This window comes from Flavobacterium sp. IMCC34852, assembly GCF_030643905.1.
Classification (GTDB): domain Bacteria; phylum Bacteroidota; class Bacteroidia; order Flavobacteriales; family Flavobacteriaceae; genus Flavobacterium; species Flavobacterium rivulicola.
The window spans coordinates 1171601-1187665 of sequence record NZ_CP121446.1; the positions used below are offsets into that span (position 1 = coordinate 1171601).

17 protein-coding genes are annotated in these 16065 nt (G+C 37.4%); 14 read left to right on the forward strand and 3 right to left on the reverse strand.

Annotated features, from left to right (window positions below):
• The first annotated feature begins 14 nt into the window (after positions 1-14).
• Complete coding sequence (locus P7V56_RS05040) at positions 15-941, forward strand: hypothetical protein (RefSeq protein ID WP_171222591.1); 927 nt, start codon at positions 15-17, stop codon at positions 939-941.
• Here the strand turns inward: P7V56_RS05040 and P7V56_RS05045 are convergent.
• The gene (locus P7V56_RS05045; protein ID WP_171222592.1) at positions 918-1985 is read right to left on the reverse strand and encodes an anhydro-N-acetylmuramic acid kinase; all 1068 of its coding nucleotides are present in this window, start codon (positions 1983-1985) and stop codon (positions 918-920) included. The two genes, P7V56_RS05040 and P7V56_RS05045, sit on opposite strands and share 24 nt — an antisense overlap.
• A 95-nt stretch (positions 1986-2080) precedes the next feature.
• Here P7V56_RS05045 and P7V56_RS05050 point away from each other — a divergent pair, with 95 nt between their 5' ends.
• The 13 genes from P7V56_RS05050 (at position 2081) to P7V56_RS05110 (ending at position 14549) form a co-directional block, all read left to right on the forward strand.
• Positions 2081-3220 carry an acyl-CoA dehydrogenase family protein gene (locus P7V56_RS05050; RefSeq protein WP_171222593.1) on the forward strand — a complete coding sequence of 380 codons (1140 nt, stop codon included), beginning with the start codon at positions 2081-2083 and terminating at the stop codon, positions 3218-3220.
• A 77-nt stretch (positions 3221-3297) separates the two neighbouring features.
• The gene (locus P7V56_RS05055; RefSeq protein ID WP_171222594.1) at positions 3298-3984 is read left to right on the forward strand and encodes a Crp/Fnr family transcriptional regulator; all 687 of its coding nucleotides are present in this window, start codon (positions 3298-3300) and stop codon (positions 3982-3984) included.
• A 92-nt stretch (positions 3985-4076) separates the two neighbouring features.
• Complete coding sequence (locus P7V56_RS05060) at positions 4077-4493, forward strand: hypothetical protein (RefSeq protein WP_171222595.1); 417 nt, start codon at positions 4077-4079, stop codon at positions 4491-4493.
• A gap of 112 nt (positions 4494-4605) precedes the next feature.
• Positions 4606-5064, forward strand: a complete 459-nt coding sequence (locus P7V56_RS05065) for a YHS domain-containing (seleno)protein (protein ID WP_171222596.1) — start codon at positions 4606-4608, stop codon at positions 5062-5064.
• Between the two features lie 60 nt (positions 5065-5124).
• Entirely contained in the window at positions 5125-5514 is a 390-nt protein-coding gene (locus tag P7V56_RS05070) for a DoxX family protein (protein WP_171222597.1), read from the forward strand.
• A gap of 49 nt (positions 5515-5563) precedes the next feature.
• Complete coding sequence (locus tag P7V56_RS05075; protein ID WP_171222598.1) at positions 5564-6052, forward strand: DinB family protein; 489 nt, start codon at positions 5564-5566, stop codon at positions 6050-6052.
• Positions 6040-6750, forward strand: a complete 711-nt coding sequence (locus P7V56_RS05080; protein WP_171222599.1) for an NRDE family protein — start codon at positions 6040-6042, stop codon at positions 6748-6750. The genes P7V56_RS05075 and P7V56_RS05080 overlap by 13 nt, the downstream gene beginning before the upstream one ends.
• Before the next feature lie 36 nt (positions 6751-6786).
• Complete coding sequence (locus tag P7V56_RS05085) at positions 6787-7821, forward strand: ATP-grasp domain-containing protein (protein WP_171222600.1); 1035 nt, start codon at positions 6787-6789, stop codon at positions 7819-7821.
• Positions 7821-8444, forward strand: coding sequence for a hypothetical protein (locus P7V56_RS05090; RefSeq protein ID WP_171222601.1), 624 nt, complete (start codon positions 7821-7823; stop codon positions 8442-8444). The genes P7V56_RS05085 and P7V56_RS05090 overlap by 1 nt, the downstream gene beginning before the upstream one ends.
• 49 nt (positions 8445-8493) lie before the next feature.
• A complete protein-coding gene (locus tag P7V56_RS05095; RefSeq protein WP_171222602.1) occupies positions 8494-9171 on the forward strand; it encodes an SDR family NAD(P)-dependent oxidoreductase in 678 nt (225 codons plus the stop codon).
• 70 nt (positions 9172-9241) lie between these two features.
• Positions 9242-9844 carry a SprT-like domain-containing protein gene (locus P7V56_RS05100; protein ID WP_171222603.1) on the forward strand — a complete coding sequence of 201 codons (603 nt, stop codon included), beginning with the start codon at positions 9242-9244 and terminating at the stop codon, positions 9842-9844.
• 55 nt (positions 9845-9899) lie between these two features.
• Positions 9900-10961 carry a mannose-1-phosphate guanylyltransferase gene (locus P7V56_RS05105; protein ID WP_171222604.1) on the forward strand — a complete coding sequence of 354 codons (1062 nt, stop codon included), beginning with the start codon at positions 9900-9902 and terminating at the stop codon, positions 10959-10961.
• Positions 10962-11072: 111 nt separating this feature from the next.
• Complete coding sequence (locus P7V56_RS05110; RefSeq protein ID WP_171222605.1) at positions 11073-14549, forward strand: T9SS type B sorting domain-containing protein; 3477 nt, start codon at positions 11073-11075, stop codon at positions 14547-14549.
• Position 14550: 1 nt separating this feature from the next.
• Here P7V56_RS05110 and P7V56_RS05115 read toward each other — a convergent pair whose 3' ends face one another.
• Together P7V56_RS05115 and P7V56_RS05120 are read right to left on the reverse strand one after the other, a co-directional pair.
• Positions 14551-15318, reverse strand: a complete 768-nt coding sequence (locus P7V56_RS05115; RefSeq protein WP_171222606.1) for an ABC transporter ATP-binding protein — start codon at positions 15316-15318, stop codon at positions 14551-14553.
• Entirely contained in the window at positions 15318-16064 is a 747-nt protein-coding gene (locus P7V56_RS05120; RefSeq protein ID WP_171222607.1) for an MlaE family ABC transporter permease, read from the reverse strand. The genes P7V56_RS05115 and P7V56_RS05120 overlap by 1 nt, the downstream gene beginning before the upstream one ends.
• Position 16065 lies beyond the last annotated feature (1 nt).

Sequence of the window (16065 nt, forward strand, 5' to 3'; positions counted from 1 at the left end):
TTAAATGTAGTCTTATGAAAAAACTATTTTTTATTATTTGTCTTTTTTGGTTTTATGCTGCCAATGCAATTACTTATCCAATTTCGCCAAGACCTTTACGGATGCTAGTGTCAGAGAGCAAACATATCATTGTTGGACATGTAATTAAAGTAGAAAAAATAACACGTAAAATAAATAGAAAGCAAAGTGATACAGATACATTTGCTTATATTGTAGTCAATGAAAGATTGCAGGGAAGCATAAAAGATGACACTATCAAAATTGAGTTTGAACCAGGTATGATTTGTCCGGCTTCTGATATGTATTATGAAAACACAGATGTATTGGCTTTTTTAGATGAAGAAAACGGAAAGTACGCAACACATGCTTTATCCTATGGTTCGAAGACTTTAGATAAAGAAGGAATAGCAATCTACAAAGAGCGAATTCAGGAAATACAGTCGATATTGAAAGTGGACAATACGATAGAACAACTCAAACAAACCGTTGAATGGCTCGTTAAATGTGCCGAGAATCATTATACCCAATGGGAAGGTACTTTTGAATTGTCGCCCGATAGTCATTTTATGTCGTTTTATTCCAGATCGAAAGCTCCCGATTTTGAATTATTGCTTTCCAATGATCAAAAAGAAAGATTGAAAACAGCTTTAATTAAGTCAGCTGACCAGTCGTATCTTGATTTAGGTCTTGTTGATTTGGTTTACGAAGGAAATGAAAATGAAATAGACGCTTTAATGTTAAAGAATTTGAAAGCTTTGGTTGATGAAGACTATAATTGGTTTGCTTCAGATTATATGCAAAGACTTGTGCATCTGAATAATTCCGATGAGGCCAATAAATTAATTAAGGATTTTGATGATGTAATTATGGACTATGATAAAGATAAAAAAGGGAAAGCTATAATTCTCAAATTCATATCACTTATCGAAAATAAACCCTGATGAATGATCTTTCTTCGCGCCGGTCACACTACTCAAAACATTAATCTCTTTCCTTAACTTTAATACACCAAGCAAGGCAAAAATCAAAGCTTCTTTATATTCTAAAGTTTTAGCATCGGGAACAATTAGTTGCAATTCGGGTAAATAATCCTGCATCGAATCTAATAAAAAAGTATTGTATGCGCCACCGCCTGTTACAAGCATATTTCCTCTTCTGTTTGGAAGCGCCAAAGCTGTTTGTTTGGCAATGTGTTTGATAAAAGTATGCATTTTGTCTTCCATACTCAGGTCGTAACTTTCCATCAGCGGAAGCACAACAGTTTTGACAAATTCAAAGCCTAAAGATTTCGGATAAGGTTTTTGGTAATAAGATAAATTGTCCAATTCTTCCAATAAAGCCATATCTGTTTCACCGCTTCGAGCAATATTGCCTTTGTCGTCATAAGGTAAACCTAATTTATTCGCATAAAAATTTAAAACTGTATTTACCGGCGAAATATCAAAAGCAATTCGTTTGCCGTCTTGTTCAAAAGACACATTCGAAAAACCACCTAAATTCAAACAATAATCATAATCGGAGAATAAAATTCTATCACCTATTGGTACTAACGGCGCGCCTTGACCACCGAGTTTCACATCTTGCACTCGGAAATCACAGACGATGGTTTCGCCAACAATTGGAGCAATTTCTTTTAGATTACCAATTTGTAAAGTGTAACCATTTTGGGGTTGATGCAAAATCGTATGCCCATGGCTACAAACTGCATCGAGGTTTTTAATCTTGTATTTTAGGATAAAGTCTTTGATGATATTCCCTAAAAGAATCGTGTAGTCTTGATTAAGTTGCTTTAATTCGGCTTCCGAAAAATCAACCGCGGTACGCAATTTGTTTAACCAATTGTCGCTATAAGAAATGGTCTCACTTTCAAGGATTTTATACTGCCATTTGCGGTCAATTACCGTAAAATGAATGTGTGCCAAATCAACGCCATCCAACGATGTGCCCGACATGACACCGATAACCTTATAACTTTCTTTCAACATTGGCTAAATTTACGAAAACGTTTGAAATTGTAACTTTTAAATCCTATTTTTGCACACCAAAATTAAAGAAACAACAAACATAATCGTTACAATTTATGGATTTTAATTTAACCGAAGAACAGTTAATGATTCAACAAGCCGCCAGAGATTTTGCTCAAGCGGAATTGTTACCGGGCGTAATAGAAAGAGACGAACACTCCAAATTTCCAACCGAGCAAGTCAAAATGATGGCAGATTTAGGATTCATGGGTATGATGGTGGATCCAAAATATGGTGGCGCCGGATTGGACAGTGTTTCTTATGTTTTGGCGATGACCGAAATTGCCAAAGTAGATGCTTCTGCGGCGGTAATCATGTCGGTGAACAATTCATTAGTTTGTGCCGGAATGGAAAAATACTGTTCGGAAGAACAAAAAATGAAATATTTAGTGCCATTGGCGAAAGGTGAAGTAATCGGGGCATTCTGTTTGTCAGAGCCGGAAGCCGGAAGTGATGCTTCTTCGCAAAAAACAACCGCCAAAGACATGGGCGATTACTATTTGTTAAACGGTACCAAAAACTGGATTACCAATGGTGGAACTGCGTCAACTTATTTAGTAATGGCACAAACCGATGTCGAAAAAGGACACAAAGGTATCAATGCTTTTATCGTAGAAAAAGGTTGGGCCGGTTTCGAAATCGGGCCCAAAGAAAAGAAAATGGGTATTCGCGGTAGTGATACTCATTCGTTAATGTTTACCGATGTTAAGGTTCCAAAAGAAAACAGAATCGGTGCCGACGGTTTCGGATTCAACTTTGCGATGAATGTCTTAAACGGCGGAAGAATCGGAATTGCTTCTCAAGCTTTGGGAATTGCGACCGGTGCTTACGAATTGGCATTGAAATATTCACAAGAACGCAAAGCATTCGGCAAAGAAATTTTCAAACACCAAGCGATTGCGTTCAAATTGGCCGATATGTATGTAAAAATCACAGCTGCCAAAATGTTAATCATGAAAGCGGCTTGCGAAAAAGACGAAGGGAAAGACATTGCTCACAGTGGTGCTATGGCCAAATTATACGCTTCTGAAATCGCTCTAGAAGTAGCCAATGAAGCCGTGCAAATTCACGGAGGTAACGGTTACGTAGCCGAATACCACGTTGAAAGAATGATGCGCGATTCTAAAATCACACAGATTTATGAAGGTACTTCAGAAATCCAAAGAATTGTAATTTCAAGAGGCTTGGTTTCTTAAAACAAACTTCAAACGATAAAATTAACCCTTTCTTTTTGGAAGGGTTTTTTATTGGATAAAATTTATACATTTACCTTATGTATGAAGAATTAAAATATTGGTATCTCCGCGATCACAAATTGTTTTGGACATTGAGTATGAACCAAATCAAACAGTTGTGCATAATTACCGGTTTTAAAAAAGCCAAAAAAGGCGATATCATATATTTTTCTTCTTCGGATGTACCACGTGTTTTTTTACTTAAAAAAGGGAATATCAAAATTGTTTCCATAGATGAAGACGGCAACGAAACCATCAAAGACATTATAGAAAAAGGCGATTTGTTTGGTGAATTAACATTAGAAAGCGACAGAAATTCTAATGAATATGCCAAAGCCTTGACTGACGATGTGGCCATTTGCAGTTTTCTCCTATCGGATTTTGAAGATTTGTTGTTGCGCAATCCAAGTTTGGCACTGTCTTACACGAAGTTTGTAGGACTGAAATTAAAACGCATCAAAAACAACTACGCCAATTTGGTTTCCAAAGATGCTAAAACCAGATTGCTCACTTTTATCAAAGATTGGGCAGCACGCGATGGGAAACGCGATGGCAATCGGGTTACGATTCAAAATTATCTTACCCAAAATGACATCGCTCAAATCATTTGTACTTCACGCCAAACCGCTACTGTTTTATTAAATGAGTTAGAGGAAAACGGCTTGATGCATTATGGTCGAAAAGAAATTATCATAGAAGATATTTCGAAGTTAGTTCGAAAGTAAATAAGCAAACAGTATGGTAAAGAAAGTATTGGTCTTAATGGTTTTATTAAGTGTAAGTGCAATAGGGCAGACTTCGCAGATTCAAACTTATATTGGAAAAAAAAGGTTTATATAAGATAGATTATAACAAGAGTTGGATAAAAAGTGATAATCAAACAGAATGGGATGCTGTTTTTAATGATACATACAATCTAGTTACTTGCTCTTACAAAGAGTTTGATTATTTTTTCCCTGAAAAAAGTTTAAAAAAAAGTGTCAAAGAACAATACACAAGTATTGGAAAGGTTACTAATTTTAAAATTCAAAAAAAGAAATTAAATAATCTTGAGGTTGATTATTTCGAATGTCAACTAGAATATCAGGGTTTCGAATATATTTATCAGGGATTTGTTTATAATGGAATTGGTGGTTCAGTTGAAATTCAGTTCGGTGTGCAAAAAGAAGGAATAACGCAATACCAAAAATTAATTGATGAATTCTGTCTGGGATTTGGATTGGTAATAGAATAGAAATAAATTGTTTTTAATTATTTCACGCCAATTGTAAACTAACCGACAAAACTGCTTTTCATGGCGCTTTACTTTTGCTTTATCAAATAAGATAATTTAAAAATTAAAACTCATGAACAAACAAATTCTAATCTTACTGATTGCCTTTATTTCGGTAACCGGTTTGGCGCAAACTTCAAGAGCCACTCATTTCAATTTAGAAAAAAAAGTAGCCATTCAAGGTTATGATCCTGTGGCGTATTTTACACAGAAAAAAGCAGTAAAAGGGAAAGCGACATTCGCTTCAACCAATGAAGGCGTGACTTACTATTTTTCTTCTCAAGCCAACAAAGAAGCTTTCGTTAAAAATCCTTCAAGTTACGAACCTCAATATGGCGGTTGGTGTGCTTTCGCAATGGGCGATTATGGCGAGAAAGTAGAAATTAATCCGGAAACGTTTAAAGTTTTGGATGGTAAATTGTATTTGTTTTACAACGCTTATTTCAACAATACACTCAAAAGTTGGAACAAAGACGAAGTCAATTTGAAGAAAAAAGCCGATGCCAACTGGAAAAAGATTAGTGGTCAGTGATCAGCTGTTAGTGATCAGTAATTATCTTCTAAGTAGTCTAATAATCTAATAATCTATACAATGAAAAACCCAATTATACTCTGGATTGTCAAGCTCATCGCAGTCGTAATCCTTTTGCAAACCTTATATTTCAAATTCACCGCCGCTGAAGAAAGCGTGTACATTTTTCAAACTTTAGGCATTGAACCTTTTGGTCGAATTGGTTCCGGCGTGGTCGAATTGATTGCTTCGATTTTGATTTTGATTCCCAGAACAACCTTACTTGGCGCACTTTTAGGATTGGGTACGATGTTAGGTGCCATTTTTTCTCATATATTTGTTTTAGGAATAGAAGTGCAAAATGATGGTGGAACGTTATTTGTTTTGGCTCTCATCACTTTACTAAGCTGTTTGCTTTTGGTGTATGCGGAGCGAAATAAAATTCCGGATTTATTGCGATTTAAATTGTAAAACTATTTTTTGACCAAAATCGTAACTATAATTAATCAAACAAAAAAATATGCTTATTCCGGCGATCTACAAAACTCTTAACGAATTATCAGGCTTGGTCTTGCAACTATCAGACGACGATTATTGTTGTCCGTGTCATGATTTAAGCAATGCCACCATTGGCGAACACACGCGTCACATTATTGAAATGTTTCAGTGTTTGGAAAACCAATATGAAACAGGCGTTGTCAATTATGATAATCGAAAGCGAGATTACCTGATTCAAACCAATACGGCTTTCGCCAAAGAATGTATCGATACTATTTTGAACCAAGTCGATAAACCCAACAAAAACTTGCAATTGCAACAAATAGTCGATGGCGAAGAGCTATTGATTGATAGTAATTACCACCGAGAATTGTTGTACAATTTAGAGCATTGCATTCACCATCAAGCGTTAATCAAAGTGGCGATTATCCAGTCGAAAACCATTGCAATTGATGCCGATTTTGGCGTAGCACGTTCTACCATCGAATACCGAAAACAATGTGCACAGTAAGTTTTGTCAACACCAATGGTAAAATTATCATTACTTCTAATCGTGATGAGAAAATCATTCGACCGAATGCCATTGAACCTAAAACTTATCACATCAATAATAAGAAAGTTATCTTCCCTAAAGACAATAAAGCCGGCGGTACTTGGTATGCCATCGATGAACATTCTAATGTCTTGGTTCTGCTAAATGGTGCCGAAGAAAAACATACTTTAAAAAACAGTTATCGCAAAAGTCGTGGTCTGATTGTACTCGATTTAATCAGCAGCGAATCGCCTTTTCAGGCTTGGCAAACGATTGATCTAAACGATATCGAACCGTTTACTTTGGTCTTATTCGAAAACCAAAAGCTCTATCAATTGCGTTGGAATGAGCTGGCCAAAAGCACTTTAGCATTGGATACGAATCAAAGTCATATTTGGTCGTCATCAACATTATATTCGAAAGAAATTCGAGAAAAAAGAGCGAATTGGTTTTCTACTTTCCTCGATACACAACCCGAAGTCAACGAAGAAGAACTATTCAACTTTCACCGTTATACCGAAGAAGACAACACCGAGCACGGCTTAGTCATCAACCGAAATGATATTTTAAAAACACTTAGCATCACGCAAACCGTAATCGAAAAGAACAAAGTTGCCATTCATTACAATGATTTGATTGCCGAAAAAGATTTTTCTAACGTGTTTCTATCACTTTAGGAATTCGTAATTTGCAATTCGTAATTCATAATTAATTTGAAACTATTTCTCCACAAACTCTTCCACTGGGAATATTGGCCGTTCAAAATTGTATATATCCCAATTTATTTTCTTTGGGCATATTATGCGTTGAAAGCGCGGACGATTTTCTTTTTCAATACTTGTAATCCAACTATGCGAAACGGAGGATTTATCATGGATAGCAAGATGGAAATCTATGATTTGATTCCGCCACAGTTTTATCCCAAAACCAAATTGGTCAAAGAAAAACAGTCTTTTGACGAAGTCGAAAATACATTGAACCATTCCAAAATCGAGTTTCCTTTTATAGCCAAACCTGATATTGGATTGCGCGGTTCAGCCGTGAAAAAAATCGATACACTAGACGATTTAAAAAATTACCACAGCAAAGCTAATTTTGATTACTTAATCCAAGATTTGATTCCGTTTCCGAATGAAGTCGGGATTTTTTATGTGCGTTATCCTCATGAAAAAAACGGCAGAATTACCGGAATTGTAGCCAAAGAATTCCTTATTGTGGAAGGCGATGGTTGTTCGACTATTGAAGAATTGATAAAGGCCAATCCGCGTTACGAATTGCAGTTAAAAGCATTACAAAAAGAATACGGCAACCAACTCAAAGACATCTTGCCTAAAGGCGAAAAACGCAATTTGGTTCCGTATGGCAATCATGCTCGAGGGGCGAAATTTTTAGATTACAGTCATTTAATTTCTCCCGAATTGACCAAAGTCATTGACGATATGTGTCTGCAAATCGATGAGTTTTATTTCGGGCGAATGGATTTAATGTACAACACTTGGGCCGAATTGGAACAAGGTAAAAACTTCTCCATAGTCGAATTAAATGGTGCAGCGAGCGAACCAACACACATTTATGACCCAAAACATTCGCTGTTTTTTGCATGGAAAGAATTGGCACGACACATAACCTATATGTTCGAAATCAGTGTGGCCAATCACAAACGAGGTTATGATTATTTGCCTCATAAAGTGGGAATGGAACAGTATAATTTGCATTTGGAGCAAAGCAATAAAATTGTGAATTTTTAATGCAAAATCTCAAAAACATAACAGTCGGTTTTTTGGTGAGTTTTATCGGGTCGATTCCTTTGGGGTATTTGAATGTCGTGGGTTTTCAGGTTTATGAAAAATTGGGTTTGACGCCAACCATGTTGTATTTATTGGGTGTAATCATTATTGAGTTCTTCGTGATTTATTTCACCTTAATTTTTGCCAAAAGATTAGCCGAAAACAAAAAACTGACCAAGTATATTGAAGGTTTTTCGATAATATTCATGTTCCTTTTGGCGTATGTTTTTTACTCGAGTGCCAATGCCAAAAGCGATTTTTCAACCGGTTTTAATTACGCGCCATTTGTTTTAGGAATTGTGCTGAGTTGCCTCAACTTTATCCAGATTCCGTTTTGGACCGGCTGGAATCTTTGGCTTTTGAATGGTAATTATATCGAAATTTCCGGTTCGAGAAAATATGTTTTTGTCTTTGGAACTGTTGTCGGAACATTTTGCGGCATGCTTACGTTGATTTTGGCACTGCATTATTTTGCTTCCAATGTTGATTTTTTGGCCAAATATTTAATGCAAATTATTATTCCACTAGTATTTTTGGGATTTGGAATCTGGCAAGGATTTAAATTTTGGAAGAAATATTTCTAATGGATTTCAAATCCTTACTTTTAGTATATTTACGACAAGAAAGAAACCCATGAAGAACATCATTATTACCGGAACTTCGCGTGGCATTGGTTACGAATTGGCTTTACAATTTGCCAAAGCCGGACACCAAGTCTTAGCCATTTCCAGAAAAACACCTCAAGTTTTAATCGAAAACGAGAATATCACTTGTCTTTCGGTCGATTTAGGCAAAGAAGAAGAATTAATTGAAGTCGAAAAATTCCTTTCTACGGCTTGGAAACAAGTCGATATTATTATTCACAATGCCGGAAGTTTGCTCAACCGACCATTTTCACAAACGTCACAAGAAGATTTTGAAAGTGTTTACCGAGTGAATGTTTTTGGTGTCGCCAATTTAACGCGGGTTTGTTTGCCCTATTTGAAAAAAGGCAGTCATGTAGTTTCCATCAGTTCGATGGGCGGCATTCAAGGCAGCATGAAATTCGCCGGATTGGCCGCATACAGTTCAAGTAAAGGTGCAGTGATTACACTTTCGGAATTGTTAGCCGAAGAATACAAAGAGCAAGGCATTGCTTTTAATGTGTTGGCACTCGGAGCTGTAAATACCGAAATGTTACAAGAAGCATTTCCGGGTTACGAAGCCTCAATTTCTGCCAAAGAAATGGCCGATTACATCTATAATTTTGCTTTAACCGGCAATAAATACCATAACGGAAAAGTGATTCAAGTGTCATCTAGTACTCCATAAAAGTTATTGGTTTTTGGTAATAGTTGTTGCATAGAACTATCAACCGACAACCGACAACCGACAACTAACTATGAGCGAAGTCCTTCAAAAATATTTACCCGAACACGCTGTGCCTTCTTGCTTTGAGCTAATCAAGAGCAACAATGTGCATTTGAAAATCGTGAACGAGCGCCAAACGCGTCACGGTGATTACCGTCGGGCGATAGGAGGAAAGCACGAGATTACGGTCAATGCCAATTTGAATAAGTACCGATTCTTAATCACATTGGTACACGAAATTGCGCATTTGGTGGCTTATGAAAAGTTTGGACGAATGATAAAGCCTCACGGCAACGAATGGAAGCATACGTTTCAACGATTGATGGTGCCGTTTATTCGCCCGGAGATTTTTCCGCATTCGGTTTTGCCTTTGGTGGCCAATCATTTCAGAAATCCCACAGCCAGTAGCGATACCGATGCCCGATTGGCTTTTGCCTTAAAACAATTTGATGAAAGAAAACCCGATATTCACTTTGTACATGAAGTACCGAGCGGCAGTTTATTCCGAATCAAAAACGGCAGAATTTTCCAAAAGAAAGGGTTAAGGGTGAAGCGTTATGAATGTTTGGAAGTCAAAACAGGAAGACTATATTTGTTCAACGCTAATGCTGAGGTGGAAATAATTCCGGGATAGTACAAAAAAAACTCAGCAACTTAGTACCTTAGCAACTTAGTTACTTTTAGAAAAAATGAACAACAATTATTACGCAATCATAATGGCCGGTGGTGTAGGCTCAAGGTTTTGGCCGGTGAGTACTAATGATTTTCCGAAGCAATTTCACGATATGTTGGGTTCTGGGGAAACCTTGATTCAAAAAACTTTCAGCCGTTTGTCAAAATTGGTTCCTGTTGAAAATATATTCATTTTAACCAATGAGCGTTACAACAGTTTGGTTTTAGAGCAATTGCCCAAAGTGAAACCGGAACAAGTTTTACTGGAGCCAGCCATGCGTAATACGGCGCCTTGTATTTTATATGCTTCGCTAAAGATTCAGAAAATGAATCCCAATGCCGTTATGGTTGTCGCGCCTAGCGATCATTGGATAGAAGACGAAACTGCGTTTGCCGATAATTTAAAACAGTGTTTTACTTTTTGCCAAAAAGAAAATGCATTACTGACTTTAGGTATACAACCCACTTTTCCCAATACCGGTTTTGGTTATATTGAGTTTGATAAAAGCGATAGCAGTCCAATCAAAAAAGTAAATCAGTTTAGAGAAAAGCCTGATTACGAAACGGCAAAAGTATTTTTAGAAGCCGGTAATTTCCTTTGGAACGGAGGGATTTTTATATGGAGTGTAAAATCCGTTACAGATGCTTTCGAGAAGTTCCAACCGCAAATGAATGCCTTGTTTCAACAAGGTTTTAATAGCTATAATACTTCGGGTGAAAAGCAATTTATACTCGATAATTACAGTAAAGCCGACAACATTTCCATCGATTATGCTGTGATGGAAAAAGCGTCCAATGTCTATGTGCTTCCGGCTACTTTTGATTGGAATGATTTGGGAACTTGGGGTTCATTACACGAAAAACTCGATAAAGACGAGCAAAATAATGCTGTGGTTAACGCTACGGTAATTTTAGAAAATGCTTCCAATAACATCATTCGTTCCGATGCTAAAAAGTTGGTCGTGATTGATGGTTTGGATGATTATATTATTGTAGATAACGAAAATGTTTTGATGATTTATCCCAAAAGTAAGGAACAAGACATCAAAAAAATCACAGCAAAAGCTAACGATTTATAGTTGAAAATAATCATTTGCTCATTTCACTTTGTTAAAAACTAAGAATTTACGTAGGCGTTAGATTTTTGTTGTATCTTTCCATTTGGTTTTGTCAGAAAAAAATAGCACTAAATGGATTCGCTTAAATTGAAGTTTGCTTTTGTCTTTTTATTCCTAACACAATTGTCTTTTAGTCAATTGTCTAATTTTACCCTTACTGTCAATCATACTGATGAAACTTGTACCGGAAACGGTTCTTTGTCTTTCAGTGTATCTAATACAACTCCGGGGGCAACAATTTTATACAGCATTTATGAGTTGCCGGATGTAGCCAATCCGATATCTGTTCAGTCAGACGGTTCTTTATCAGGATTGACCGCCGGAACTTATCGAATAGTAGCTACACAAACATTGGCAGGGAACAGCGGAACACAACAGCAGGATGTTGTTATTGAAGATGATGTAGAAGAATTGACCTATCAGATAGTCAGTTCTAATGAAATTTGTGGTAACGATGGAAGAATCACAGTTATTATTTTATCCGGAACTGTGACACCAAACGTATTGAGTTACGAACTTTTTTCCGGACCAATGATAAGACCATTACAAGCGTCCAATATTTTCAATAACTTGACGGCAGGAACTTATAGTGTTAGGGTTTATGACAGTTGTGGTGAAGGAGTAGTGCAAACCTTTACTGTACAAGCTTCTGATCCGGCATTAGAGGTTAGCTTTTTTCAACCGATACTCGCAAGTTGTACCACCGTTAATGTTGGTTTTGGTTTTGAATCAGTATTTCCGACGCCTTTTGGTGTGGTGAAGTTTCCGCTTCAGGTAACCACTACTGTTTTTCCGGCTACCGGTGGATCAATTACTTATAATCAAACCGTAAACGGAGGAATTACCAGTTTCCAGGAAATTCCTTTTTATACTAACCAACCCTATAACTACAGTATCACCGTAACGGATGGTTGTGGAACGGTTTATACACACAACGGTGTAGTCGATAATTTATCCATTGCAGCTACTTATACTGTGTTACCCCAAGGATGTATTTACAAGCAAGTCAGTTTTTTTAATGTCTCAGCCGTTACTTTGGTGTCAGCGCCTGCCGCTTTTACGACTACTTTACCGCAAAATTACACTGGCCAAATTGTGAATAATTCGGTTACCATTTTGTATTTAGTTGCCGGAACTTACGTCTTTAATACCATAGATGTTTGTGGTAATCCGCAAGTGTTTACCATAGAAATAGTAATTGTTGAAATTGCTCCGCCGTTTATTTCCATTTTTGGAGTGAACTGTACTGCAGGCTCGGTATCAATTTACGGTATTTCTGAAATCATCATGGTTGCTGCGCCGTCGACTTATGCGGTGGCTTTGCCACATGATTATACGAGTTTAATTAATTCTGCGGATTACATCACCTTTGTAAATTTACCTGTCGGACTTTATGTCTTTGAGGTACTCGATATATGCAACGCACCGCATACGTTGGAAATAGAAATAGAACCTTTATCTCTTCCTCCGGACCTGATTATTTCCGAAGGATGTGAAGATGGAACGGGTGCTATTAGATTAACCGGACAATTTGATGCCATTGCGATGATTACGGCTCCGGCAACCTATGGGGTTGCTTTACCTCAGGATTTAATGGGTAATCTTATTTTAAATGATACGAATTTGGTCTTAGATTCACTTCCGGCCGGAGATTACGTGATTCAATCTACGAATTCTTGTAATGTAACTACCAATACCGCTTTTACTATTTTGGGGCATCAAGATATTACTGATGTTGCTGTAATTCCCAATTGTGGTTCCTTCGACCTCAATTTAAATAACACGAGTAATAATAGCGGAGTTACAGCCTATTGGTTACAGAAACTCAACACCATAACCAACAATTGGGAACATCCCTCAAACGGAAATGATTACACAGAAGGCTCAATACCCGATAACAGTAACTCTTTTCCCCTGATTAATAATACAATCAATTATAATTTAGCTTACCAAGGGCATTTCCGAATTTTGAAAGTTTTCAGAAGCTATATAAGTAACAGTATCATTCAAACCAATTGTTTTAAAACTATCTATGAATTTGACTATAATGGTTTGCCTCGCATTGATGATGTTTACTCTATTTCTTGCGGAAATACTTTTGAAGTGATTGTGCTGGCCGTTGGCTTCAATCCTTTGCAGTACAGAATTACCCTTAAAAACGGACAGCCTTTTTTGATTGAAAATGGAAACTCCAACATTTTTACCGGTTTAGAACCGGCCATCTATAATTTTCAAGTGCAAGATGCTTGCGGGAATTTCTTAAACAGCGCCTTTGAGATTGTGAATCCCAATCCGCTTGAAATTACGGCGAATGAAGTATTCTGTGACGGAGACAACTTAACGCTTTCGGTGCCTGATTTTTCTTTTTTTCAATATGAATGGTGGAAAGACAACAACACAACAAATATCCTTAGTACGACCAGTTCTTTGAATTTCAATCCGTTTAATGCCTTGGCCAATAACGGAATTTATCATGTTCGAATTAGCTATACCAACAATCCGAGTTCTTGTTTGAATCAGGTATTGAGTTATGAGGTTTTGGTGACCAATATTCCACCGAATGCCGGAAATAGTGCTTCTTTTACCTATTGTGGCCGACAAGGAACCATCGATTTGTTTGCGTTGCTTCAAGCACAAGGGACTTATGATGAAGGTGGAACTTGGGATGAAATGACTTCCAGCGGAACGCTCAGCAATAATTTTTGGAATACCGTTAGTGTTCCTTACGGCAGTTACGAATTCAGGTACCATGTTGACGGAAGCTGTAGTTTATTTGACGAAGCCTTTATCAATATTACCCTTTATGAAATCCCGGATATTCCGGTTGCCGGTGCCGATAGTATTATTTGCGAAAGCGGAAGTTTACAACTCTATGCCACTCCCATTCCCAATGTAACCTACCAATGGACAGGTCCGAATGGATTTACCGCTAATGAACAAAATCCTATAATCTCCAATCTTTCGGCAGCAAACAACGGAATGTATACGGTTTTTGCTAGTCAGAATGGCTGTCCGTCGGGAACATCCGGCGTTGAGGTTTTGGTTAATGCTTTGCCACAATTAGCGTTGAGCCAGAATTGCATCGAAAACGAATATGTAGTTACTGCTACACCGGTTGCCAATTCATTTGACGCTTCAATGGCAACTTATGCCTGGACAGGACCTAACAATTTTACAGCCTCACAAAATCCTATTTTGATTACCGGTGGTGAAGAAGGGCTTTACAATTTAACCATAACCGATGAAAATGGTTGTACCGCATCGCAAGCTATAGAAGTGGTAAGAACCATTTGTTATATACCTAATGTGATTACACCTAATAATGATTTTAGTAACGACAGTTTTGATTTGGCCGGTTTTGAAGTTGACCGAATTGAAATTTACAACCGTTGGGGCAGAAAAGTATATGAGAAAAATAATTACATCGATGAGTGGCACGGTCAAAACATGAAAGGCGAAAGATTGCCCGATTCGACCTATTATTACATCTTAAATCTTAGAACGGGAGAAAATAAAGTCGGCTGGGTATTTCTTAGTGCCAACCGATAGCTTATAAATCTTCTTTGTTCTGCGCTTTTCTGATTTTTTTGAACAGATTGGAGGAATACACAAAATCGGTTATGGCTTCATTATCGGTTTTAAAGATTTCTTTTTTAGTGCCTTCCCAAGCCAAAACGCCCTCTTTTAAAAAGATAATTTTATCTCCTATTTCCATCACCGAGTTCATGTCATGGGTATTGATTACGGTAGTAATGTTATATTCTAAAGTAATTTCGTGAATCAAATTGTCAATTACAATAGCGGTTTTCGGGTCGAGGCCTGAGTTGGGTTCGTCACAAAAAAGATACTTGGGATTGTTCACAATTGCACGCGCAATCGCCACCCGTTTTTGCATACCGCCCGAAATTTCAGAAGGCTTTTTATGATTGGCATTGATAAGGTTCACACGATTGATTACAAAATCTACGCGCTCCTTAATCTCAGCGGCCGATTTATTGGTAAACATTTTCAATGGAAAGCCTACGTTTTCTTCTACCGTCATGCTGTCAAAAAGCGCACTGCCTTGAAACACCATCCCGATTTCAGTACGTAAGGTTCGTTTTTCATCCGGAGTCAAATCCGAATAAATTCTGCCGTCAAAAGAAATAGTGCCTTTATCGGGTGAATGAATGCCTAACAAACTCTTGAGCAATACGGTCTTCCCTGAACCACTTTGACCGATAATCAAATTGGTTTTTCCGGTATCAAAAACGGTCGAAATCCCTTTTAATACTTTGCTGTCGCCAAATGACTTTTCTATACCTTTTACTTCTATCATCAGGTCAATAGTAATTGCGTTAATATATAATTGGCCAAAATAATGGTCACCGAGGTCCACACAAATGAAACCGTACTGGCTTTACCTACTTCCAAAGCACCGCCTTTCATGTAATAACCGTGAAACGAAGGAATCGTGGCCAATAACATCGCAAAGACAAAGGTTTTGATAAAAGCATAAGCAATGTGAAACGGAATAAACTCTTGTTGGATTCCGGTGATAAACTCGTTACTCGAAGCAAATCCGCCATAAACCGAAGCAATCCAACCGCCTAAAACACCCAAAAACATCGAAATTCCAATGACAAATGGGTAAAGTAGTAAAGCAATAATTTTGGGAAAAACCAAATAGTTAAGCGAATTGACTCCCATCACTTCCAAGGCATCAATCTGTTCGGTAACGCGCATCGTTCCAATACTTGAGGTGATAAACGAACCCATTTTTCCGGCCATGATGATTGAGATAAAAGTAGGCGCAAATTCTAAAATTACCGATTGTCTCGTCGCAAACCCGATAAGGTATTTCGGAATCAAAGGATTGGTCAGGTTCAAAGCGGTTTGAATAGAAACTACGCCACCAACAAAGAACGAAATAAAGCAAACAATCCCGAGCGAATCAATGATTAAATCATCTATCTCTTTAAAAATTAACTGCCGCATGGCCGACCATTTTGTGGGATTTCGGAAAACTTCTTTCAACATCAAGAAATATTTTCCTATTTGCGATAAATAGCGAACGAGCATCATT